Origin of the sequence: Mycobacterium sp. E136, from assembly GCF_001666865.1 — a bacterium.
GTDB lineage: Bacteria > Actinomycetota > Actinomycetes > Mycobacteriales > Mycobacteriaceae > Mycobacterium.
On sequence record NZ_LZJE01000356.1, the window covers coordinates 1 to 22120 of the forward strand.

The window sequence follows — 22120 nt, forward strand, 5'->3', positions numbered from 1 at the left end:
GGGTGGTGCAGACGCCGCAGGGCTGTCACCTGACGTGGGTGATGGCGATGAAGCCCAACGGCGTCGCCGCGCGGCTCTGGGCTCGTCCAGGTCACCTCGGTGATCACCGTGGCCCAGTGTGGCCAGGACTCTGCATCGGCGAGCACCTCGAAGAGTTGCTCGGGTGTGATCGCGAGGTCGACGGTGCTGACGAACCGGAACGGCGCGGTCTCGATGAACCCCAGGTCGACGCGTTCGCACGGGTGCATGACCACACACAGTAGAGGACAGTGTCTAGCCGGGCCCGTCGCTCGCCGCCGCCAGCAGCGGCACCAGCACCTCGCTGATCGGCGTGCTCAGCCCGTGCGCGGCGCCCTTGCGGGCGATCACGCCGTTGCGGATGTCCCACTCGAGCTGCCGCCCGGCCTCGCGGTCGGTCAGCATCGAGGTCGTGATGTCCTCCGGCGACTTCGCGAGCAGCCCGACGATGTCGTCGATCACCTCGTCGCCCAGGTTCGCGCCCTCGGCACGCGCGACCGCGAGGCACTCCGCCAGGTAGCGGCGGGCCAGGCCGCCGACGTCGTCGCGGCGGAACATGCCCGACCGGCGGCCGCTGAGCACCATGAACCCCACGACGGCGTTCACCAGAAGCTTGTGCCACGCCGCGTCGAGGAAGTTCGGATCGATCTCGACCGCGACCGCGCTGCCGTTGAACAGATCCGCCAGCGTCCGCGCCGCCGCGATGTCCGGCAGCACCAGGCGCGCACCCGTGCGCAGCCGCACAAGACCCTGCGCCGTCGGCTCCGCCGAAATCCACACGGCCGCAGGCACCACCGTCGACGCCGGGCAGTAGCGGCCGACGCGCTCGACCTGTTCGACGCCGTTCTGCAGCGCGCACACCACGGTGCGTTCGTCGCACAACTTCGCCAGCCATCCGGCCGACTGCTCGTTCTGGGTGTCCTTCACCGCCAGCAGCACCACGTCGACCGGCCCGTCGACGACGGCCGGGTCGGTCAGCACCGGACCGGGCACCACGATCGGGTCGCGGTCGTCGGAGACGACCTCAATGGAGTCGCGCGGCGTGCGGCCGCACAGAGTCACCGCGTGGCCGGCCGCGTACAGCAGGGCGGCGACCGTCGAACCGATCGCACCGGGTCCGACGAGCGCGATACGGGTCGCAGAGCCAGGGTCTTCGCGCGAGCGCTCATCCACAGCGCCAAGTTACCGGCGAATTCGGCCCCTCTACACTTGGGCAGTTGTCTTGTCAGGCGATTTCCTCAGGAGTTTGAGTGCTGCGCAGTCATGCCGCCGGATCGTTGCGGCCCGCCGACGCCGGTCAGAAGGTGACGTTGGCCGGCTGGGTGGCGCGTCGCCGCGACCACGGCGGTGTCATCTTCATCGATCTGCGCGACGCGTCGGGAGTGTCGCAGGTGGTGTTCCGCGAAGGCCTTGAGAAGGGTCAAGTCCTGGAGGCGGCGCACCGGTTGCGCGCCGAGTTCTGCATCGCCATCGACGGTGTGGTGGAGATCCGCCCCGAAGGTAACGCCAACCCGGAGATCGCGACCGGCGAGATCGAGGTCAACGCGACCTCGCTGACCGTGCTGGGGGAGAGCGCGCCGCTGCCGTTCCAACTCGACGAGCAGGCCGGCGAGGAGGCGCGCCTCAAGTACCGCTACCTCGACCTGCGCCGCGACGGGCCGGGCCAAGCCATCCGGCTGCGCTCCAAGGCGAACGCCGCCGCGCGCGAGGTGCTGGCGCGCCACGACTTCGTCGAGATCGAGACGCCGACGATGACCCGTTCGACCCCGGAGGGTGCGCGCGACTTCCTGGTGCCGGCACGGCTGCAGCCGGGATCGTTCTACGCGCTGCCGCAGAGCCCGCAGCTGTTCAAGCAGCTGCTCATGGTCGCGGGCATGGAGCGCTACTACCAGATCGCGCGGTGCTACCGCGACGAGGACTTCCGCGCCGATCGCCAGCCCGAGTTCACCCAGCTGGACCTCGAGATGAGCTTCGTCGACTCCGAGGACGTGATCGCGGTCGCCGAGGAAGTCGTCGCCGCGCTGTGGCGGCTGATCGGCTACGACGTCCCGCTTCCGTTGCCGCGGATCACCTACGCCGACGCCATGCGCCGGTTCGGTTCGGACAAGCCCGATCTGAGATTCGGTCTCGAGCTCGTCGAGTGCGCCGAGTTCTTCTCAGACACCCCGTTCCGGGTGTTCCAGGCGCCGTACGTCGGGGCCGTCGTCATGCCCGGCGGCGCGTCCCAGCCGCGGCGCACGCTGGACGCCTGGCAGGACTTCGCCAAACAGCGCGGACACAAGGGACTGGCCTACGTGCTGGTCGCCGAGGACGGCACGCTGGGTGGTCCGGTGGCCAAGAACCTGTCCGACGCCGAACGCGACGGCCTGGCCGCCCACGTCGGCGCAAAGCCCGGTGACTGCGTGTTCTTCTCGGCCGGCCCGGCGAAGAGCTCGCGCGCGCTGCTCGGCGCCGTCCGCATCGAGATCGCCAAGCGGCTCGACATGATCCATCCCGACGCCTGGGCGTTCACCTGGGTGGTGGACCCGCCGCTTTTCGAGCCCGCCGACGAGGCGACCGCACACGGTGACGTCGCCGTCGGCTCCGGCGCCTGGACCGCCGTGCACCATGCGTTCACCGCCCCGAAGCCGGAGTTCGAGGATCGCATCGACACCGATCCCGGCGCGGTGCTCGCCGACGCCTACGACGTGGTCTGCAACGGCAACGAGATCGGTGGCGGCTCGATCCGTATCCACCGCCGCGACATTCAGGAGCGGGTGTTCGCGGTGATGGGTATCGACAAGGCCGAGGCCGAGGAGAAGTTCGGATTCCTGTTGGAGGCGTTCACCTTTGGCGCCCCACCGCACGGCGGCCTGGCGTTCGGGTGGGACCGCACCACCGCGCTGCTCGCCGGTGCGGACTCGATCCGCGAAGTGATTGCATTCCCGAAGTCAGGCGGCGGTGTCGACCCGCTGACCGGAGCGCCCGCGCCGATCACGGCCCAACAGCGCAAGGAGTCCGGTATCGACGCCAAGCCGAAGGCCGACTGACCCGAACCCCACCGGATCCGGTTGCGGCGGGCTACGATCCGCGCGTGACAGGTGTGGTCTCGCCGACGACGGGTACGGCCGGGAGCCGGCGACGGCGGATCACCGTCGTGACGACGGTGGTGGCCGTCATCGCCGTCTACGTCGGCTCCCTGATCGGCTACGCGCTGCTGGAGCCCGCGCCTCGTCACTTCCAATTCTCCGAACCGTCGGTCACCGGAGAGACGGTCGTCATCATCCGGTTACGCGAGATGAACGCGATCCAGAACCGTCTCGTGGCCGACGTCCTGCTGCACCCGGGCCCCGAACTGCAGGCAGCCGAAACCGATGACGTCACGATCCGGTTGACCTCCCGAAGCAGTTCGGGCGAGTTGATCTACGTGCATCCCACGCTCTCCGGAAACGACACGACGACTCAACTGGTCGCGGTCGGGGATCCGGACAACTGGCCGTTCGACACCTTCACCACCGACATCATCGGCGTGCAGGCCTTCGCGGGCGATGGGGCGCAACCCCGCCCGATCGTGGCACCCGTCATCGTCGCCGGGCAGATCAATGGGTGGGACGTGCGCACCGAGCACGGCAGCGCCGACTCGGTACCGACGGTCCGTTTCAGCACCGAGCGCACCAGGGGAGCGCTCGCATTCGACATCGGGGTCCTGCTGGTGCTGATCGCGCTGCCGGCGGCCGCGCTGTTCGTGGCGATCGAGACGGTGCTCGGTCGCCGAAAGTTTCTGCCGCCGTTGACAACCTGGTTCGCGGCGATGCTGTTCGCGGTGGTTCCGCTGCGAAACCTGTTGCCCGGCGCGCCGCCGGCGGGCGCGTGGATCGATCTCGCGGTGGTCTTGTGGGTGCTGATCGCGTTGGCGGCGGCGATGGTGCTCTACATCGTGGCCTGGTGGCGGCAGAAGGAGTGATCAGGCCGGCCAGTCGCAACCGGTCAGTTCGGCCGACGCGTCCCACAACCGGCGCGCGTCCACCGGATCCACGGCCTTGGGTCGCAACCGCGTCACCTTCGGCCTGCCGATCTGGTTGAAGCGCGGCGCCAGATACGTGCCGCTCGGCAGATCCGTCGTCACCGCCTGCAGCGTGGCCCGTGCGCCCTGGGCGGGGGTGTGCATCAGGCGCCGAATGCGTCGGTGCTCGCCCATGCCCAGCGATCGGGTGATGTCGGTGTCCGTCGCGCCGGGGTCGGTCGCGTACGCACGCACACCGCGGCGGGCCAGCTCCGCGACGAACAGCAGGTTGGCCAACTTGGATTCGCCGTAGGCGCTCCACTTCGAGTACTTGCGCCGCTGCCAGTTCAGGTCGTCGAGGTGCAGGCTGCAGAACAGGTATGTCGCGCTGGCCACCGAGATCACCCGGTCGGTGATCCGGTCGGCCAACAGGCACGTCAACGCGAAGTGGCCGAGGTGGTTGACGCCGATATGGGCCTCGAAGCCATCGACGGTGCGCGTCAACGGCATCCCCATCACACCGGCGTTGTTCACCAGCACGTCAACGGATTTCACGGACCCGGCGAACGAGCGCACGCTGGACAGGTCGGCCAGATCGAGGGCGGCCACCTCGACATCCCCGGTGATCTCGCCGGCGGCCCGACGGCCCTTGTCGACGTCGCGGCAGGCGATCACCACGCTGTGCCCGTCGGCGGCCAGAGCCGCCGCAGTGGCCTTGCCGACGCCGCTGTTACCGCCCGTGACGATGACCCGCATGGTCGTCGATTATGCGGGTGCGGAATACCGGGGCGTCTGCCGGGACTTGGAGAGGGAATGACCGAGATCGACAACATCAACGACTTCAACGCGGGCGTCGTGCAGGAGTTCCGCGCCAACGGCGGCAAGGTCGGCGGACCGTTCGAGGGCGCAAACCTTCTGCTGCTGCACACCACCGGCGCGAAGTCGTCCCAGCCGCGGGTGTCGCCGCTGGCGTACTTTGACGTCGACGACAGGATCTACGTCGTCGGGTCGTACGCCGGCGCCGACAAGGACCCGGCATGGGTGCACAATCTGCGCGCCGATCCGCGCGTCCGCGTCGAGATCGGCGCAGGCGAATACGACGCCGCCGCCCGTGAGCTGCCCCGCGACGAGCGCGACGAGCTCTACCCGAAGCTGGTCGAGATCACGCCGGTGTTCGGCGAGTACCAGGCCAAGACCAGCCGGGTCATCCCGGTCTTCGAGCTCGCCCGAGCCTGATTTCGGTGCGGAACCGATCGCTGGGCGATAGGTAGCGCACCGAAACCGCTCGGCTCAGAGGCGCTCGATGATGGTGGCGTTGGCCATGCCGCCACCCTCACACATCGTCTGCAACGCGTAGCGGCCGCCGCGCTGCTCGAGCGCGTTGACCATCGTGGTCATGATCCGCGCGCCGCTGGCGCCCAGCGGGTGACCGATCGCGATCGCGCCGCCGTTGACGTTCGTCTTGGCAAGATCGGCTCCGACTTCCTGCGCCCAGGCCAGGACGACGGGCGCGAACGCCTCGTTGACCTCGAACAGGTCGATGTCGGCGAGCGTCAGCCCGGCACGCCGCAGCACCTTCTCCGTCGCGGGGATGACACCCGTCAGCATGTAGAGCGGATCCGACCCGACGACGGTCATCGAGTGGATGCGCGCGAGCGGGCGCAGGCCCAGTCGTGCGGCCACCTCGCTCGTGGTGATCAGCACCGCCGCACTGCCATCGGACAGTGGCGACGAGTTGCCCGGGGTGATCTCCCAACCGATCTGCGGGAAGCGCTGTTCGTAAGCGGGGTTGTAGAACGCCGGCTTCAGCGCGGCGAGCGTGTCGACGGTCGTGCCGGGCCGGATGATCTCGTCGGTGGTCAGGCCGTTGACCGGGATCAGCTCGTTGTCGAAGCGGCCCTCCTTGGTCGCGGCGGCGGCCTTCTCGTGGCTGCCCGCGGAGAACTCGTCGAGCTGTTGACGCGAGAGACCCCACTTCGCGGCGATCAACTCCGCGCTGATGCCCTGGGGCACGAGGCCTTCGGGATACCGCTGCGCCATCGCACCGAACGGGTCGCTGCCCGGCAGCACGCTCGAACCCATCGGCACCCGCGACATCGACTCCACCCCGGCCGCGACGACGATGTCGTATGCGCCCGAGATCACGCCCTGGGCGGCGAATTGGATGGCCTGCTGGCTGCTGCCGCACTGACGGTCGACCGTCGTGCCCGGCACCGACTCCGGGAATCCCGCCCCCAGAAGGGCATTGCGCGCGATGTTGACCGCCTGGTCGCCGACCTGGGTGACCGCCCCGGCGATGACGTCGTCGATCTGCACCGGGTCGATCCCCGTCCTGGCCACCAGCTCCCTGAGGCTGTGTGCGAGCAGGTCAACGGGCAGCACGTCGTGCAGCGCTCCGTTCGGCTTGCCCTTGCCGATCGGGGTGCGAACCGCTCCGACGATGACGGCGTCCCGACCTGAGAATCCGGACATTGCTGCCTCCTCCACGCTGAGTGAACTTGTCTATACCCATCTATACCAGCTAGGTATAGATGGAACAACTCAGGGGTAGGGTGAATTCCATGACAGTTCTGCAGGGGAGGCTGGCCGACCGGGACGCCTGGTCGGCGGTCGGGGAGTGTCCGATCGAGAAGACGATGGCGGTGCTGGGCACGAAGTCGGCGATGCTCATCATGCGCGAGGCGTACTACGGCACCACCCGGTTCGAAGATTTCTGGCGCCGGGTCGGGATCACCAAAGCCGCCGCGGCGTCGCGGCTTTCGGATCTCGTCGAGGCCGGTCTGCTGGAGCGGCAGCCCTACCAGGAGCCGGGCCAGCGCAGCCGCGACGAGTACGTGCTCACCGAGGCCGGCCGGGAGTTCATGCCGGTGGTCTGGGCGATGTTCGAGTGGGGCAGGCGCCACCTGCCCAACCGCACACCGCTGCGCCTGGCGCACCAGGGGTGCGGCGCGGAGGCCACGGTCGAGATCCGGTGCGCCGAGGGGCACCCCGTACCGCCCGACGAACTGGCGGTGCGGCTGAAGCGGTGAACCCGCCCGTTCGGCGACGCGAGCCTGCGCGCGATGCGTAGGGTGCCGATGTGCTGCATCTGCGCGTCATCTCGCCGACGGATGAGCGCGACGCCGTCATGGCCGTCCTTCGGGACAACCCGGGCGTCACCCACATCGTCATTCACCGCGACGCCGCCGTGGAACCGCGCGGAGACGAGATCACCGCAGACATCGCCAGGGAGTCGGCCAACGAGGTCATCGACGCGCTCAAGAAGTTGCGGGTCAAGGACCGCGGTGCGATCACCCTCGACTTCGTCGACACCGTGCTCTCGGCCCGTGCGTACCGCGCCGAGGACGAGGCCGATGGAGATCCCGCCGACGCGGTGGTGTGGGACGAACTGGCGGTGCGCACCCGCGAGGAATCGAGCCTGAACGTCACCTTCCTGGCCTTCCTCTGTGTGGCCTGCTTGATCGCTTCGATCGGTGTGGTGACCGACTCGCCCGTCACGGTCGTGGGTGCGACGGTGGTCGGCCCCGAGTTCGGACCGCTGGCGGCGCTGGCCGTGTCGCTGGTGCGCCGCCGGAGGTACCTCGCACGACGCGCGGCGCTGGCGCTGCTGGTCGGGTTCCCGGTCGCGATGCTCGTCACATCGGCCGCGGTCCTGGCGGGAGAGGCGATCGGCTGGATCACCGTCACCAGCACCAGCGAACTGGACGAGGTCGACTTCATCTTCCAGGTCGGCCCGCTGTCGTTCGTCGTCGCGTTCCTCGCCGGCACGGCCGGGATGCTGTCGCTGATCACTTCGAAATCCGCTGCGCTCGTGGGTGTTTTCATCTCGGTCATGACCGTGCCGGCCGCGGGCTTCGCGGTCGTCGCCGGCACGGTCGGGGACTGGAACATCGCGGCCAAGTCCGCATCACAGCTGGCGGTCAACCTGGTCGCGATCGTGCTGGCCGGTGTGCTCGTGCTGTGGACGCGACGGCTGGCCGACCGGAGGCACAGCGCGCCGCGCCGCATCCCGGGGTGACCGGTTACGGTTCTGCACTGATGGCACTTCCGGCACCGAATGTTCCCGACGACCTGCTGGGGAGATACCGCACTGCGCGCGTCCAGCAGGCGCTGTTCGATGTCCGACCGGGTGCAGGTAGCGGCTACGACGAGTTCGTCGACGCCGCAGGCGATATCCGCCCGGCGTGGCAGGAACTGGCCGAATGTGTGGCCGAGCGTGGTCGCCCCGGTTTGGCGCAGCTGCGCGACGTGGTGCGCAGCCTGGTCGACAACGACGGCATCACCTACGTCCAGGTCGACCGCCACGGTTCGGTGGTCGGCCAGCCCGGCACCAACGGCGACGAACCCGCCGATCCGGGGCCGTGGCATCTCGACGCGCTGCCCCTGGTGATCTCGGCCACCGAGTGGAACACGCTGGAATCCGGTCTGCTGCAGCGCTCCCGGCTACTCGACGCCGTGCTCACCGATCTCTACGGGCCCCAGGTGTCGATCACCAGCGGCGTGCTGCCCGCCCAACTTCTCTTCGCCCACCCCGGTTATGTGCGGGCCGCGCGAGGCATCGACGTTCCCGGGCGCCACCAGCTGTTCCTGCATGGCTGCGACGTCAGCCGCGTCGGCGACGGCAGTTTCGCGGTCAACGCCGACTGGACACAGGCGCCGTCGGGCGCGGGCTACGCGCTTGCGGACCGACGCGTCGTCGCGCACGCCGTACCCGACCTCTACGAACGGATCGGCCCGCGGCCCGCGTCGCCGTGGGCGCAGGCGCTCCGTCTCGCGCTCATCGACGCCGCCCCGGAGTCGGCCGAGGAACCGATGGTGGTGGTGCTCAGCCCGGGCATCCACTCCGAGACCGCGTTCGACCAGGCGTATCTGGCGAGCGTCCTGGGCTTCCCCCTGGTCGAGAGCGCCGACCTGGTGGTGCGCGACGGCAAGCTGTGGATGCGGTCGATGGGCACGCTCAAGCGCGTCGACGTGGTGTTGCGCCGCGTCGACGCGGACTGGGCCGACCCGCTGGATCTGCGTTCCGACTCGCGGCTCGGCGTCGCCGGCCTCGTCGAGGCGCTGCGCCGCGGCACCGTGGCCGTCGTCAACACCCTCGGCAGCGGCATCCTGGAAAGCCCCGGCCTGCAGCGGTTTCTGCCCCAGCTCTCGGAACGGCTGCTCGGCGAGTCGCCCGTGCTCGACACCGCGCCGATGTACTGGGGTGGCATCGGAACGGAACGCTCGCACCTGCTGGCCCACCTGCCGTCGCTGTTGATCAGACCGGTGACGGGCGGGCAAGCGATCGTCGGTCCTGCGTTGTCCACCGAACAGCGCACGCAGCTCGCCTCGTGCATCGAAGCCACACCGTGGCAGTGGGTCGGCCAGGAACTTCCGCAGTTCTCCTCCGCGCCAAGCATTGTGGGCCTTGGCGGGCTCTCGGCGACGAACGTCGGCATGCGGCTGTTCACGGTCGCTCAGCGCGACGGTTACGCGCCGATGATCGGCGGGCTCGGTTATGTGCTGGCACCCGGCGATGCGGCATACACGCTCAACACCGTTGCGGCCAAGGATGTTTGGGTCCGGGCGCCGGAGCGGGTCACCGTGGACCGGCTGCCGCCGGTCGAGCTGCCTGCGATCACGCCGAGCGCGACGCGGGCGGTCAGCTCGCCGCGCGTGCTGGCCGACATGTTCTGGGCGGGGCGCTACGCCGAACGCGCCGAGCACATGGCGCGGCTGCTCACCGTGACCAGGGAGCGCTATCACGAATTCCACTACCGCCGAGACATGGACGGCAGCGAGTGTGTGCCCGTGCTACTGACCGCACTGGGCCACCTGACCGGCACCGACACCGGCGCCGACGGCGACTACGCGGAGATTGTCGCCACCGCGCAGTCGACGCTGTGGTCGTTGACCGCCGACCGGCACCGCCCGGGGTCGCTGGCGCACTCGGTCGAGCGGCTCGGGCTGGTCACCCGTTCGGTGCGCGACCAGATGTCCAACGACACGTGGATGGTGCTGGCCGCTGTCGAACGCGCGCTGCTCCATCCACCTGCGACGGGACGCCCGGCCAACGAGCCGCCCGACTCGCAGGCCGAGGGCGATGCGTTCCTCACGGCGGCCACCAACCTCACCCTCGCGGGCATGTTGGCGCTCTCGGGTGTGGCGGCCGAGTCGATGATCCGCGACGTCAGCTGGACGATGATGGACATCGGCAAACGCATCGAACGCGGGCTCAACCTCACCGCGCTGCTGAGTGCGACGCTGACCACAGCGCGCAGTCCCGGCGCCGAGCAGACCATCACCGAATCGACGCTCGTGGTGTGTGAGTCATCGGTCATCTACCGACGGCGGATGCTGGGCAAGGTCAGCGTCTCCGCGGTCGCCGAACTGGTGCTGTTCGACATCGACAATCCGCGCTCGCTGGCCTACCAGCTGGAGCGGCTGCGCACGGGACTCAAGGCGCTGCCGGGCTCCTCGGGTTCATCACGCCCCGAGCGGATGGTCGACGAGATCGGTACCCGGCTGCGGCGGCTCGACCCGGACGACCTCGAGGAGATCGCCGACGGTCGGCGCACCGAGCTCGCCGCCCTGCTCGACGGTATGCACCGCGACCTCCGCGAACTGTCGAACGTGATCACCGCGACGCATCTGTCGCTGCCCGGCGGTATGCAGCATCTGTGGGGCCCGGACGAGCGGAGGTTGATGCCGTGACCGCCTTTCCGGACGGTCCGACGTCGTCGGCCGCCAGCCGCACCTACCGCATCACCCACCGCACGGTGTACCGCTACGCCGCCGATGTCACGAGTTCCTACGGCCGAGGATTCCTCACTCCCCGAGACACCGCGCGTCAGCGCTGCCTGTCGCACGAACTCGAGATCGATCCACCCGCCGCGGACAGCTCGACCAGCCGCGACGTCTACGGCAACATCAGCTCGTACTTCCATGTCACCGAACGCCACCAGACGTTGTCGGTGACCAGCCGTTCGGTCGTCGAGGTCGATCCGCCGCCGCCGACCCTGTACGGGGCCGGTTCGGCGTTGGCGCCGTGGGAGATCGCCCGCCCGGTCGGCGCGGAGGCGGCGCTGGCCACCGAGTTCACCCTCGACCTGCAGCCACCCGAGATCACGCCGGCCCTACGCGATTACGCGGCACCGAGTTTCGAGCCCGAACGACCTCTGATCGACGCGTTGCGGGACCTGACGCATCGGATCTACTCCGACTTCACCTACCGCTCGGGGTCGACGACGGTGTCGACTCAGGTCAGCGAGGTTTTGGCGGCACGCGAAGGGGTATGTCAGGACTTTGCACGGCTGGCCATCGCCTGCCTGCGCGCCAACGGGTTGGCCGCCAGTTATGTGTCCGGATATCTGGCGACCGATCCACCCCCCGGGAAGGAACGGATGATCGGTATCGACGCGACCCACGCATGGGCCGCCGTGTGGACACCGCAGAACCAGTGGCTGGGGCTCGATCCCACCAACGACCAGATGGTCGACGAGCGCTACATCACCGTCGGATACGGGCGTGACTACGCCGACGTCCCACCCTTGCGCGGCATCATCTACACCGATTCGCAAAGCAGCGAGATCGACGTCGCGGTTGACGTCGAACCGTTCGAGGGGGGTGTGCTGCATGCGTGACTTCCTGTGCCCCAACTGCGGTCAGCGCCTCGCGTTCGAGAACTCGCTGTGCCTGTCGTGTGGTCGACCACTCGGATTCTCGCTCGATGACATGGCGCTGTTGGTCATCGCCTCCGGGGAAGAGCAGAGCCAGGCCGGCTTCGTCGACGGCGACAAGTACCAGCTGTGCGCGAACATGCATCTGGCCGAATGCAACTGGCTGGTGGAGAAGACGCCCGACCACAAGCTGTGCGAGGCGTGCAGCCTCACCCGCACCCGGCCCCAGGACTCCGACACCAAGGCGCTCGCGGCGTTCGCCGGCGCCGAACGCGCTAAGCGGCGGCTGCTGGTCGAGCTGCACGAACTCAAGTTGCCGATCATCGGCCGCGACGAGGACCCCGATTACGGCCTGGCCTTCGACCTGCTCTCCAGCGAGCACCACAAGGTGTTCACCGGCCACGAAAACGGCGTCATCACCTTGGATCTCGCCGAGGGCGACGACGTACACCGCGAGCAGCTACGCAAGGCGATGGGCGAACCGTACCGCACACTGCTCGGCCATTTCCGCCACGAGGTCGGGCACTATTACTACTACCGCCTGGTCAGCGTGTCACCCGAATACGACGCCCGGTTCCGCGAACTGTTCGGCGATCCCGACGCCGACTACCAAGCGGCCCTTGACCGCCACTACAACGAAGGCCCGCCCGACAACTGGGGGAAGAGCTTCGTCTCCTCCTACGCCACCATGCATCCCGCCGAGGACTGGGCGGAGACGTTTGCGCACTACCTGCACATCCGCGACACCCAGGACACGGCGGCGGCCTTCGGGGTCGCGCCCGCGGCCGCGACATTCGAGCGAAAGGTGTTGGGCCCCAGCAGCTTCGACGCGATCATCGAAATGTGGATACCCCTGTCGTGGGCACTGAACATGCTGAACCGCTCGATGGGCAAGGAAGATCTCTACCCGTTCGTGCTGCCCGCCCCGGTACTCGAGAAGATGCGCTTCATCCACACGGTCGTCGAAGAGGTCACCCAGGGGTGATGCCGTCGGCCAGCAGTTCGCGGGCCTCGGCACTGCCGTCGAGCTGACGGGATCGCCGTTCGACGATGACCCATCGTCCGTCGCTGCGGCGCAACCGGAAGTGGTTGGCGCCCGCCCGCGATACCGCGAAGCCGTCGTCGTGGCGGGTCACCAACACCGAATCGCAGACCGCCACCGCCTCGTCGCCGTCCACGGTGACCACCGCGGGTCCCAGGAAGTGGCAGCAGCCGCGCCGGATCAAGCCCTGGTGTGCGCCCGAGCGCACCATCGCCGCGACCTCGTCGCGTCCGGCCATGTGCCACCCCTCGACGTCGTAACTGCCGTCCTCTGCCCACAGATCCGCTGCCGCATCGGCTTCACCCGCGTCCACCAGGGGCCCGTAGGACGCGAGCATCCGCTCGATCGCACGCTCGTCCTCGATACGGCGCAGACGCCGCTCCAGATCCGCCAGCTCGGTCATCGGCTTTCCCTCTCGCCCAACAACTTGCGCATCATCCGATCGGTACCCAGCACCACCTTCGCGCGGTCGGGATCGTTACGGCGGGCGACGTCGTCGGCGTTACCGCCCGCCACGTACACCGGCCCGTTGGCCAACTGCTCCAAACCTTCTCGCGCGACGTCGTCGGGTTCGGCTACTCGCAGCCCGGGCACATCGAAGTTCAGACCCACCCGCTCCATCGCGGGTGTGCGGGTCACGCCGAGGACGAGTTCGAGAACGTCCACGTTGAACTCGCGCAGCTCGAGCCACAAACTCTCGGCGAAGATGCGGCCGAACGCCTTCACCCCGCCGTAGACCGTGTGCCGCACCGAACCCAGGTAACCGGCCATCGAGCCCACCATGAGAATTCCGCCGCGGCGGCGCTCACGCATCGGACGGCCGAAGTGCTGCACCATCGCCAGCATGGTGCCGATGTTCAGGTCGATCACCCGCTGGAAGTCGTCGAGCGCTCCGTCGAGGAACTGCTCGCTGCACGTGTTGGCGCCGGCGTTGTAGATCAGCAAGCCGACCTCGACGTCGTCGGTGACGCCCAGGGTGCGCTGCAGCGCAACGGAATCCGTCAGGTCGACGGCGAGCGTTCGAACCTCCACACCGCTGCGGCGGCAGTCCTCGGCCGTGCGCTCGAGCGCGTCGGGTTTCCGTGCGATCAACACGAGGTTGATCCCCGCGCCGGCAAGTCGGTGGGCGAACGAGGCGCCGACGCCTTCGGAACCGCCGGCGATCACCGCCCATGGTCCGTATCGAGCGAGATCCGTCATGCCCCGCATTGTCGCCGACGCGCCGGGCGCGCCGTCGTGGGCTGTCGCGGACGCGGCCCTAGGATCGCCCGGTGGCTGATCGATATGGATTCGACGTCCTGGCCGACAACCCGCACCAGCGCAGGGCCCGCTCCACCGAACAACCGGCCGAGATCGGCCTCGTCGTCGAGGATGCGCAGACCGGATACGTCGGCGCGATCGTGCGGATCGAGTACGGCCGGATGGAACTCGAGGACCGCAACGGACGGCGCAGGCCGTTCCCGGTCGGGCCGGGCTACCTGATCGACGGCAAGCCGGTGATCCTGACCGCGCCGAAAAAGTCCGCGCCCAAGACGACCCGCACCGCGTCCGGGTCGGTGGCGGTGCACGGCGCGCGGGCGAAGGTCGCGCTGGCCAGCCGCATCTACGTCGAGGGCCGACACGACGCCGAACTCGTCGAGCAGGTCTGGGGCGACGATCTGCGGATCGAAGGGGTGGTGGTCGAACACCTCGGCGGCGTCGACGATCTCGTCGCGATCGTCGAGGATTTCCGGCCCGGGCCCGGCCGCCGGCTCGGCGTGCTCGTCGACCATTTGGTGGCGGGTTCGAAGGAGGCCCGGATCGCGGACGCGGTCCGACGCGGCCCGGGCGGACCCCACACGTTGGTCGTCGGCCATCCGTTCATCGACATCTGGCAGGCCGTCAAACCCGAGCGGCTGGGCGTCGAGCGATGGCCCGTCGTGCCGAAGGGCGTCGACTGGAAGACCGGCGTGTGCCGGGCACTGGGCTGGCCGGCGGCCGGCCAGGCCGACACCGCGCGCGCCTGGCAGCGCATCCGCAAGCGGGTGCGCGACTGGAACGACCTGGAGCCCGCGCTGATCGGGCGCGTGGAGGAGCTCATCGACTTCGTCACGCAACCCGCGTCGTGACGGCGTGGTAAGCAGAAGGCGTGTCCGACGGTCTGTTCGACGTCCCCGGTGAGGCCCCCACGCCGGCGGCTGGTGCCGTCGGTGCGTCGGCACCGCTGGCGGTACGGATGCGGCCGGCCACGCTCGACGAGGTCGTCGGGCAGGACCACCTGCTGCAGCCGGGCTCGCCGCTGCGTCGGATGGTCGAGGGTTCCGGTGCGGCCTCGGTCATCCTCTACGGGCCGCCGGGCACCGGTAAGACCACGCTCGCGTCGCTGATCTCACAGGCCACGGGCCGCCGATTCGAGGCCCTGTCGGCGCTGTCGGCGGGGGTCAAAGAGGTTCGCGCCGTCATCGACGTCGCCAGGCGCGCCGCCGCATACGGCGAGCAGACGGTGCTGTTCATCGACGAGGTGCACCGGTTCTCCAAGACACAGCAGGACGCGCTGCTGTCCGCGGTCGAGAACCGCGTCGTGGCGCTCGTCGCGGCGACCACCGAGAACCCGTCGTTCTCGGTCGTGGCCCCGCTGCTGTCGCGGTCGCTGATCCTGCAACTGCAGCCGCTCGACGCCGACGCGGTGCGCACGCTGGTCCGCCGCGCCATCGACGACCCTCGCGGCCTCGCGGGCCGGGTCGAGGTCACCGACGAAGCCGTCGACCTGCTGGTATCGCTGTCCGCGGGCGATGCCCGCCGCGCGTTGACCGCGCTCGAGGTGGCTGCCGAGGCGGGCGAGAAGGTGACGGTCGAGACCATCGAGCAGTCGCTGGACAAGGCCGCCGTGCGCTACGACCGCGATGGCGATCAGCACTACGACGTGATCAGCGCGTTCATCAAGTCGGTCCGCGGCTCCGACGTCGACGCGGCGCTGCACTACCTGTCGCGGATGCTGGTTGCGGGGGAGGACCCGCGGTTTGTGGCGCGGCGGTTGATGATTCTGGCCAGCGAGGACATCGGCATGGCGGATCCGACCGCGCTGCAGACCGCGGTGGCCGCCGCCCAGACCGTGCAGCTGATCGGCATGCCCGAAGCGCAGCTCACGCTCGCGCACGCCACGGTGCATCTCGCGACGGCACCCAAGTCGAACGCGGTGACCACTGCGCTCGGAGCGGCGATGGCCGACATCCGGGCGGGGAAGGCCGGGATGGTCCCACCGCATCTGCGCGACGGCCACTACTCCGGCGCGCAGAAGCTGGGCAACGCGGTCGGGTACAAGTACAGCCATGACAACCCCGATGGCGTTGTGTCCCAACAGTATCCGCCCGACGAGCTGGTCGGCGTCGATTACTACAGGCCGACCTCTCACGGTGCCGAGCGCGAGATCGCCACCCGGCTCGACAAGCTGCGCGCGATCATCCGTCGCAAGCGCTGATTCGACCGTTGACACCTGACCAAACAGCGTCTACGTTGATATTCAACCAAAGCATTGATCAAAACAAAGGTTGATTATTGGGGCGTGATGGTGATGAGGAGTCCCGGCTCGACCGCGCATTCCTTGCATTGGCCGACCCTGTGCGGCGCGCCATCGTGGCGCGGCTGTCGCGGGGACCGGCGACGGTCAACGAGCTCGCCGAACCGTTCGACATCACCAAACAGGCGGTGTCCAAACACATTCAGGTGCTCGAGCAGGCGGGACTGGTCACCAGGACCCGCGACGCGCAGCGTCGGCCCGTACACCTGGATGCCGCCGCGCTCGAGCGGCTGACCGCATGGATCGACCGGTACCGGCTCGATGCCGAACGCAGCTACCGCCGGCTGGACACCCTGCTGGCTGACATGCCCGCCACCCCTGAGAAAGGAACCGACACATGAGCAACGCACTCGACCTCACGGCCCCGGTGGACACCCTGGCCATGGAGTTCACCAGGGAGTTCGACGCACCCGTCGAGGCCCTGTTCCGCGCGCACGCCGAACCCGACCTGGTCAAGCGGTGGCTCGGTCCGCGCCGGCTCGAGATGACGATCGAGGAGTGGGAGTTCGAAAGTCACGGCGGATATCGCTACACGCACAAAGACGAGGACGGCGCCTACGGCTTCAACGGAACCTTCCACATCGTCCGCGACAACGAGTTCATCCTGCAGACGTTCGAGTTCGAGGGGGCGCCCGATCAGGTCAACATCGAGTACCTGTGGTTCGAGGATCTGGGCGGTGGCCGCAGCAGGTTGCGGGGCAGGTCGATCTGCCCGACCATCGAGGCCCGAGACGCGCTGATGGCCTCCGGCATGGAGGGCGGCATGACGGAAGGCTACGAGAGACTCGACGAGCTGCTGACGGAGTTGTTGAAAGTCTTGTGACAGAAGCGATCCCGGCTGCCGGGGGGGGCGCAGCCGGGATCGCCTGGGTGGTTAGGTCAGCGCAGGACGCCGCCGCGACGGCCGCCCATCATGCCGGTGCGCCTGCGGCCCATGAGCGCGGACGCGATGGCCACGCCGATGACGGCGACGACCAGCTGGCAGAGCAACTCGATCCAGTCGACACCCTTCGTGGCGGTCGGCAGGCCGAGCGCGTTGGCCAGCCACGTGCCGATCAGCGCCGACACGATGCCGACGAGAACGGTCACGATGATCCCGATGGGCTGCCTGCCGGGCAGTATCAAGCGGGCGAGCAGGCCGATCACTGCGCCGATGACGATTGCGGTGAGAAAGCCGGTGACGGTCATGATTCCTCCAGGGTCTCGGGGTGCAGCTGACATACCCCGACACCGGCGTCAATAAACGAAACGGTTCCGCGCGTGGGCGATCAGACCAGTTCGGGGATTCGCAGATGTGCGACCGCGAGCTCGAACTCGCCGAGGTCGACGATGTCGGCGCCCAGTTCGCGGGTGCGGGCGTTGCGCAGCTCCCTGGCCTGCTCTCGATTGCCCACCATGGCGTCATGGCTGTCGAAGGTCGCCGACGACACCGCCCGGCCTGAATCGGGGTTGATCAGATAGCTGGCGCTGCAGAACCCGTCGAGGGCCTCCAGCGTCGGCAGCACATCGGTCTTGTAGAAGTCGATCGAGCGCGCGATGTGCTCGCGGGGCACCCGCAGCCAGGTGACCCGGACGCAGGCACCCTCCGCCGAGCGGTGATCGCGGTGCATGACGCCGATGCGCCACTGATCGACCGTCGCCTCGCCACCGAGGACGTCGGCGGCGCGGTCGCGCAACGGGGCCGCCCGCTCGGCGCTCGCGCGCAGTGCGTCGTCGGACTCCCAGGCGCTGGTCGCGATGCAGTGCCCGGATTCCCGGTCGACCAACAGCGACAAGCCGATGTACCCGTCCATGGCCTCCAGCGCTGGCATGACCTCGGACCGGATGACCGCGATGCCCTCGTTGATCGACGACGGGCGGGCTTGAACGGTGGTAGAGCGTGCGTACACGGCGTCCCCCTTTGTTCGGGGCAGCGCCCCAGCGGCGCCGCCGGACCACCTCTCAGCTTCCTCTTGAGTGGTGGCCGATACAACGAATTCGGCGAGCCGCCTCGTACGCTCGATGGCGTGGACTCCGACGTGTTGATCATCGAGACGGGCCAACGCCGCATCATCGACCTGACCGACGCGGTGCGCTCGTTCTGCGGCGGCCGCGGCGACGGTTTGTGCAGCGTCTTCGTGCCGCACGCGACCGCGGGTGTGGCGATCATCGAGACGGGTGCGGGCTCCGACGACGACCTCGTCGAGACCCTCGAACGCCTGCTGCCGCGGGACGACCGGTACCGCCACTCGCACGGCTCGCCGGGACACGGCGCCGACCATGTGTTGCCCGCGCTGGTGTCACCGTCGGTGACCCTGCCCGTCGAGGACGGCGAGCCGCAGCTCGGCACCTGGCAGAGCATCGTGCTCGTCGACCTCAACCGCGACAACCCGAAAAGGAAGGTCCGGCTGAGCTTCATCGGCGGTTGACGTGACGTCGGTGACACCCGGAAAGTCTGACCAGGGCACTGCAGGCCGCACCCGATCGTTGACTTTTCGGCGTGACAACCGCGACCGGTACTGTAGTGCGGTCGAATAGTCGCAGGTACCAGCGAAACTTCAAGGATGTATCAGACGTGCAGACACACGAGATCAGGAAGCGTTTCCTCGATCACTTCGTGAACGCGGGCCACACCGAGGTGCCGAGCGCCTCGGTGATACTCGACGACCCGAACCTGCTGTTCGTCAACGCCGGCATGGTGCAGTTCGTGCCCTACTTCCTCGGGCAGCAGACCCCGCCGTGGAAGCGGGCCACCAGCATCCAGAAGTGCATCCGCACGCCCGACATCGACGAGGTGGGCATCACCACCCGGCACAACACCTTCTTCCAGATGGCGGGCAACTTCTCCTTCGGCGACTACTTCAAGAAGGGCGCCATCGAGTTCGCCTGGACGCTGCTGACCGACCCGGTCGACCAGGGCGGATACGGCCTCGACCCGGAACGCCTGTGGGCGACGGTCTACCTCGACGACGACGAGGCGATGGAGCTCTGGCAGCAGGTCGCCGGGTTGCCGCCCGAGCGGATCCAGCGTCGCGGGATGGCCGACAACTACTGGTCGATGGGCATCCCCGGACCCTGCGGGCCGTCCTCGGAGATCTACTACGACCGCGGGCCCGAGTACGGCGTCGAGGGTGGCCCCGTCGCCAATGAGGACCGCTACATCGAGATCTGGAATCTCGTGTTCATGCAGAACGAGCGCGGCGAGGGCACCTCGAAGGAGGACTTCGAGATCCTCGGACCGCTGCCGCGGAAGAACATCGACACCGGCATGGGTGTCGAGCGCGTCGCCTGCCTGCTGCAGGGCGTCGACAACGTCTACGAGACCGACCTGTTGCGTCCGGCCATCGACCTGGTGGCTGCGCGCGCACCCCGCGGCTACGGGCACGGCAACCACACCGACGACGTTCGCTACCGCATCATCGCCGACCACAGCCGGACGGCAGCCATCATCATCGGCGACGGCGTGAGCCCGGGCAACGAGGGCCGCGGATACGTGCTGCGCCGCCTGCTGCGCCGGATCATCCGCGCCGCGAAACTGCTGGGCGTGGAACAGCCGATCATGGCCGATCTGATGGGCACCGTGCGCGACGCGATGGGGCCGTCCTACCCCGAACTGGTGGCCGACTTCGACCGCATCGAGCGGATCGCCGTTGCCGAGGAGACCGCGTTCAACCGGACGCTTGCCTCCGGTTCGCGCCTGTTCGACGAGGCGGCCACCGCGACGAAGGCCAAGGGCGCGACCGTGCTGTCCGGCTCGGACGCCTTCACGCTGCACGACACCTACGGCTTCCCGATCGAGCTCACGCTGGAGATGGCGGCCGAGCACGGGCTGTCCGTCGACGAGGAGGGCTTCCGCGGCCTGATGGCCGAACAGCGGCAGCGCGCCAAGGCCGACGCTGCGGCGCGCAAGCAGGCGCACTCGGACCTGTCGGCCTACCGCGACCTGGTCGACTCGGGTCCGACCGAGTTCACCGGGTTCGACGAGTTGACTTCCGAGGCAAGGATTCTCGGTATCTTCGTCGACGGCAAGCGCGTGCCCGTCGTTTCGCACAACGGTGCCGGTTTCGGCGGCTCGGCCGCCGGTGGGGGCCCGCCTCCCGACCGCATCGAGTTGATCCTCGACCGCACGCCGTTCTACGCCGAGTCCGGCGGCCAGATCGCCGACGAGGGCACGATCAGCGGATCGGGTGCGTCAACGGCGGCCAAGGCGGCGGTCACCGACGTGCAGAAGATCGCGAAAACCCTGTGGTCGCACCGCGTCAACGTGGAGTCCGGCGAATTCGTCGAGGGCGACACGGTCGTCGCCGCGGTCGACCCGAAGTGGCGCCACGGCGCCACCCAGGGGCACTCGGGTACGCACATGGTGCACGCCGCGCTGCGGCAGGTGTTGGGGCCCAACGCGGTTCAGGCGGGTTCGCTGAACCGCCCCGGCTATCTTCGATTCGACTTCAACTGGCAGGGCGCGCTCTCCGAAGGTCAGCGCACCCAGATCGAAGAGGTGACCAACGAGGCGGTCGAAGCCGACTTCGAGGTCCACACGTTCACCACCGAGCTGGAGAAGGCCAAGTCGATGGGCGCCATCGCGCTGTTCGGCGAGCAGTATCCCGAGCAGGTCCGCGTGGTCGAGATCGGCGGCCCGTTCTCGCTGGAGCTGTGCGGCGGCACCCACGTGCACAACTCCGCGCAGATCGGTCCGGTCACCATTCTCGGCGAGTCGTCGGTGGGCTCCGGGGTGCGCCGGGTCGAGGCGTACGTCGGCCTTGAGTCGTTCCGCCACCTGGCCAAGGAGCGGGCGTTGATGGCCGGGCTCGCCTCGACGTTGAAGGTGCCGTCGGAGGAGGTGCCGGCGCGGGTGGCGAACCTGGTGGAGCGGCTGCGCGCCGCTGAGAAGGAACTCGATCGGCTGCGTCTGGCCAACGCCCGCGCCGCGGCAGCGAATGCCGCCGCGGGTGCAGAGCTTGTCGGTAAGGTCCGTCTCGTGGCGCAGCGGATGGCCGGAGGGATGTCGGCCGGTGACCTGCGCACCCTCGTCGGTGACATCCGTGGCAAGCTCGGCAGTGATCCCGCCGTCGTCGCGTTGATCGCCGAGGGGGACAACGACAGCGTCCCGTTCGTGGTCGCGGTCAACCCGGCCGCGCAGGATCTGGGCTTCAACGCCAACGATCTGGTGAAGACGTTGGGCGCGGTGGTCAACGGCCGTGGTGGCGGAAAGGCCGATCTGGCACAGGGTTCCGGCAAGGGGGCAGCGGGAATCGACGCAGCGCTGGCCGCACTGCGAGCAGAGATCGACCGGGGCTAGCGGCGTGAATTCCACACCGACGGGAGACGATCCGCGTGCGCCGGCAGCATCAGGCGATCGTCTGTCGGATCGGCCAGGGGATTCACTGAACCCGCCGGACCCGGGACGCGGCCGCCGGATGGGCATCGACGTCGGCAGTGTGCGCATCGGCGTGGCCGCCAGCGACCCCGACGGCATCCTCGCCACCCCGGTCGAGACCGTGCGGCGCGACCGCACGAACCGGCACATCCGGCGACTCGCGGCGTTGGCTGCCGACCTCGACGCGGTGGAGGTCATCGTGGGGCTACCGCGCACGCTCGCCGAGCGCTCGGGGTCCTCGGCTTCGGACGCCGTCGCGCTTGCCGACGCTCTCGCCGCGCGGATCGCACCGACACCCGTGCGCCTCGCCGACGAACGACTCACTACGGTGGTGGCTCAGCGCTCGCTGCGCGATGCCGGTGTCCGCGCCAAGGGGCAGCGGTCGGTCATCGATCAAGCGGCGGCGGTGGGCATTCTGCAGAACTGGTTGGACCAGCGGCGTACCGCGGCGCGCACGCGAGGAGCGGATGAGCACGTCGCCGCGCACAGTGATGACTAACCAACGAAG

The 22120-nt window shown here is 68.6% G+C and carries 23 protein-coding genes; 15 read left to right on the plus strand and 8 right to left on the minus strand.

Annotated features, from left to right (window positions below; all coding sequences use genetic code 11):
- Positions 1–248: SRPBCC family protein (locus A5698_RS23990; protein WP_231967514.1), on the minus strand; the 248-nt coding region annotated here is incomplete at its 3' end.
- Between the two features lie 25 nt (positions 249–273).
- Positions 274–1191: an oxidoreductase gene (locus A5698_RS23995; protein ID WP_068302079.1), complete on the minus strand. Its 918-nt coding sequence runs from the start codon at positions 1189–1191 to the stop codon at positions 274–276.
- A 77-nt stretch (positions 1192–1268) separates the two neighbouring features.
- Here A5698_RS23995 and aspS point away from each other — a divergent pair, with 77 nt between their 5' ends.
- Both aspS and A5698_RS24005 read left to right on the plus strand, forming a co-directional pair.
- Entirely contained in the window at positions 1269–3047 is a 1779-nt protein-coding gene (gene aspS, locus A5698_RS24000; protein WP_068302082.1) for an aspartate--tRNA ligase, read from the plus strand.
- Between the two features lie 44 nt (positions 3048–3091).
- Positions 3092–3961: a DUF8686 domain-containing protein gene (locus tag A5698_RS24005; RefSeq protein ID WP_231967518.1), complete on the plus strand. Its 870-nt coding sequence runs from the start codon at positions 3092–3094 to the stop codon at positions 3959–3961.
- Here the strand turns inward: A5698_RS24005 and A5698_RS24010 are convergent, their stop codons facing one another.
- Positions 3962–4756: an SDR family NAD(P)-dependent oxidoreductase gene (locus A5698_RS24010; protein ID WP_068302086.1), complete on the minus strand. Its 795-nt coding sequence runs from the start codon at positions 4754–4756 to the stop codon at positions 3962–3964.
- A 57-nt stretch (positions 4757–4813) separates the two neighbouring features.
- Between A5698_RS24010 and A5698_RS24015 the strand changes: the two genes are divergently transcribed.
- Entirely contained in the window at positions 4814–5236 is a 423-nt protein-coding gene (locus tag A5698_RS24015; RefSeq protein ID WP_068302091.1) for a nitroreductase family deazaflavin-dependent oxidoreductase, read from the plus strand.
- Positions 5237–5290: 54 nt separating this feature from the next.
- Here A5698_RS24015 and A5698_RS24020 read toward each other — a convergent pair whose 3' ends face one another.
- A complete protein-coding gene (locus A5698_RS24020; protein ID WP_068302095.1) occupies positions 5291–6472 on the minus strand; it encodes a thiolase family protein in 1182 nt (393 codons plus the stop codon).
- A gap of 89 nt (positions 6473–6561) precedes the next feature.
- Here A5698_RS24020 and A5698_RS24025 point away from each other — a divergent pair, with 89 nt between their 5' ends.
- Genes A5698_RS24025 through A5698_RS24045 form a run of 5 tightly spaced genes read left to right on the plus strand, consistent with a single transcriptional unit; the run spans position 6562 to position 12643 of the window.
- The gene (locus A5698_RS24025; protein WP_067090445.1) at positions 6562–7029 is read left to right on the plus strand and encodes a winged helix-turn-helix transcriptional regulator; all 468 of its coding nucleotides are present in this window, start codon (positions 6562–6564) and stop codon (positions 7027–7029) included.
- A 50-nt stretch (positions 7030–7079) separates the two neighbouring features.
- Positions 7080–8018 carry a DUF389 domain-containing protein gene (locus tag A5698_RS24030; protein WP_068302098.1) on the plus strand — a complete coding sequence of 313 codons (939 nt, stop codon included), beginning with the start codon at positions 7080–7082 and terminating at the stop codon, positions 8016–8018.
- 20 nt (positions 8019–8038) lie between these two features.
- Positions 8039–10693: a circularly permuted type 2 ATP-grasp protein gene (locus A5698_RS24035; protein ID WP_068302173.1), complete on the plus strand. Its 2655-nt coding sequence runs from the start codon at positions 8039–8041 to the stop codon at positions 10691–10693.
- A complete protein-coding gene (locus A5698_RS24040) occupies positions 10690–11622 on the plus strand; it encodes a transglutaminase family protein (protein WP_068302101.1) in 933 nt (310 codons plus the stop codon). Before A5698_RS24035 ends, A5698_RS24040 begins: the two co-directional genes overlap by 4 nt.
- Complete coding sequence (locus A5698_RS24045; protein WP_068302102.1) at positions 11615–12643, plus strand: zinc-binding metallopeptidase family protein; 1029 nt, start codon at positions 11615–11617, stop codon at positions 12641–12643. Before A5698_RS24040 ends, A5698_RS24045 begins: the two co-directional genes overlap by 8 nt.
- Here A5698_RS24045 and A5698_RS24050 read toward each other — a convergent pair.
- Together A5698_RS24050 and A5698_RS24055 are read right to left on the minus strand one after the other, a co-directional pair.
- Entirely contained in the window at positions 12630–13103 is a 474-nt protein-coding gene (locus tag A5698_RS24050; protein ID WP_068302103.1) for a nuclear transport factor 2 family protein, read from the minus strand. The two genes, A5698_RS24045 and A5698_RS24050, sit on opposite strands and share 14 nt — an antisense overlap.
- Entirely contained in the window at positions 13100–13900 is an 801-nt protein-coding gene (locus A5698_RS24055; RefSeq protein ID WP_068302106.1) for an SDR family NAD(P)-dependent oxidoreductase, read from the minus strand. The genes A5698_RS24050 and A5698_RS24055 overlap by 4 nt, the downstream gene beginning before the upstream one ends.
- A gap of 71 nt (positions 13901–13971) precedes the next feature.
- Here A5698_RS24055 and A5698_RS24060 point away from each other — a divergent pair, with 71 nt between their 5' ends.
- The 4 genes from A5698_RS24060 (at position 13972) to A5698_RS24075 (ending at position 17079) form a co-directional block, all read left to right on the plus strand.
- Positions 13972–14808, plus strand: coding sequence for a DUF3097 domain-containing protein (locus tag A5698_RS24060; protein ID WP_068302108.1), 837 nt, complete (start codon positions 13972–13974; stop codon positions 14806–14808).
- Between the two features lie 20 nt (positions 14809–14828).
- Complete coding sequence (locus A5698_RS24065; protein ID WP_068302117.1) at positions 14829–16157, plus strand: replication-associated recombination protein A; 1329 nt, start codon at positions 14829–14831, stop codon at positions 16155–16157.
- 77 nt (positions 16158–16234) lie between these two features.
- Positions 16235–16597: an ArsR/SmtB family transcription factor gene (locus tag A5698_RS24070; RefSeq protein WP_068302121.1), complete on the plus strand. Its 363-nt coding sequence runs from the start codon at positions 16235–16237 to the stop codon at positions 16595–16597.
- Entirely contained in the window at positions 16594–17079 is a 486-nt protein-coding gene (locus tag A5698_RS24075) for an SRPBCC family protein (protein ID WP_068302123.1), read from the plus strand. Before A5698_RS24070 ends, A5698_RS24075 begins: the two co-directional genes overlap by 4 nt.
- A gap of 56 nt (positions 17080–17135) precedes the next feature.
- Here the strand turns inward: A5698_RS24075 and A5698_RS24080 are convergent, their stop codons facing one another.
- Positions 17136–17444: a GlsB/YeaQ/YmgE family stress response membrane protein gene (locus A5698_RS24080; protein WP_067090414.1), complete on the minus strand. Its 309-nt coding sequence runs from the start codon at positions 17442–17444 to the stop codon at positions 17136–17138.
- A gap of 80 nt (positions 17445–17524) precedes the next feature.
- The gene (locus A5698_RS24085; RefSeq protein WP_068302128.1) at positions 17525–18145 is read right to left on the minus strand and encodes a hypothetical protein; all 621 of its coding nucleotides are present in this window, start codon (positions 18143–18145) and stop codon (positions 17525–17527) included.
- A 117-nt stretch (positions 18146–18262) separates the two neighbouring features.
- Between A5698_RS24085 and A5698_RS24090 the strand changes: the two genes are divergently transcribed.
- From A5698_RS24090 to ruvX, 3 genes are all read left to right on the plus strand, one after another.
- On the plus strand, positions 18263–18664 hold the full coding sequence (locus A5698_RS24090) for a secondary thiamine-phosphate synthase enzyme YjbQ (protein ID WP_068302129.1): 402 nt from the start codon (positions 18263–18265) through the stop codon (positions 18662–18664).
- Between the two features lie 146 nt (positions 18665–18810).
- On the plus strand, positions 18811–21534 hold the full coding sequence (gene alaS / locus A5698_RS24095) for an alanine--tRNA ligase (RefSeq protein WP_068302131.1): 2724 nt from the start codon (positions 18811–18813) through the stop codon (positions 21532–21534).
- A 4-nt stretch (positions 21535–21538) separates the two neighbouring features.
- Complete coding sequence (gene ruvX, locus A5698_RS24100; protein ID WP_068302134.1) at positions 21539–22111, plus strand: Holliday junction resolvase RuvX; 573 nt, start codon at positions 21539–21541, stop codon at positions 22109–22111.
- Positions 22112–22120: the final 9 nt, after the last annotated feature.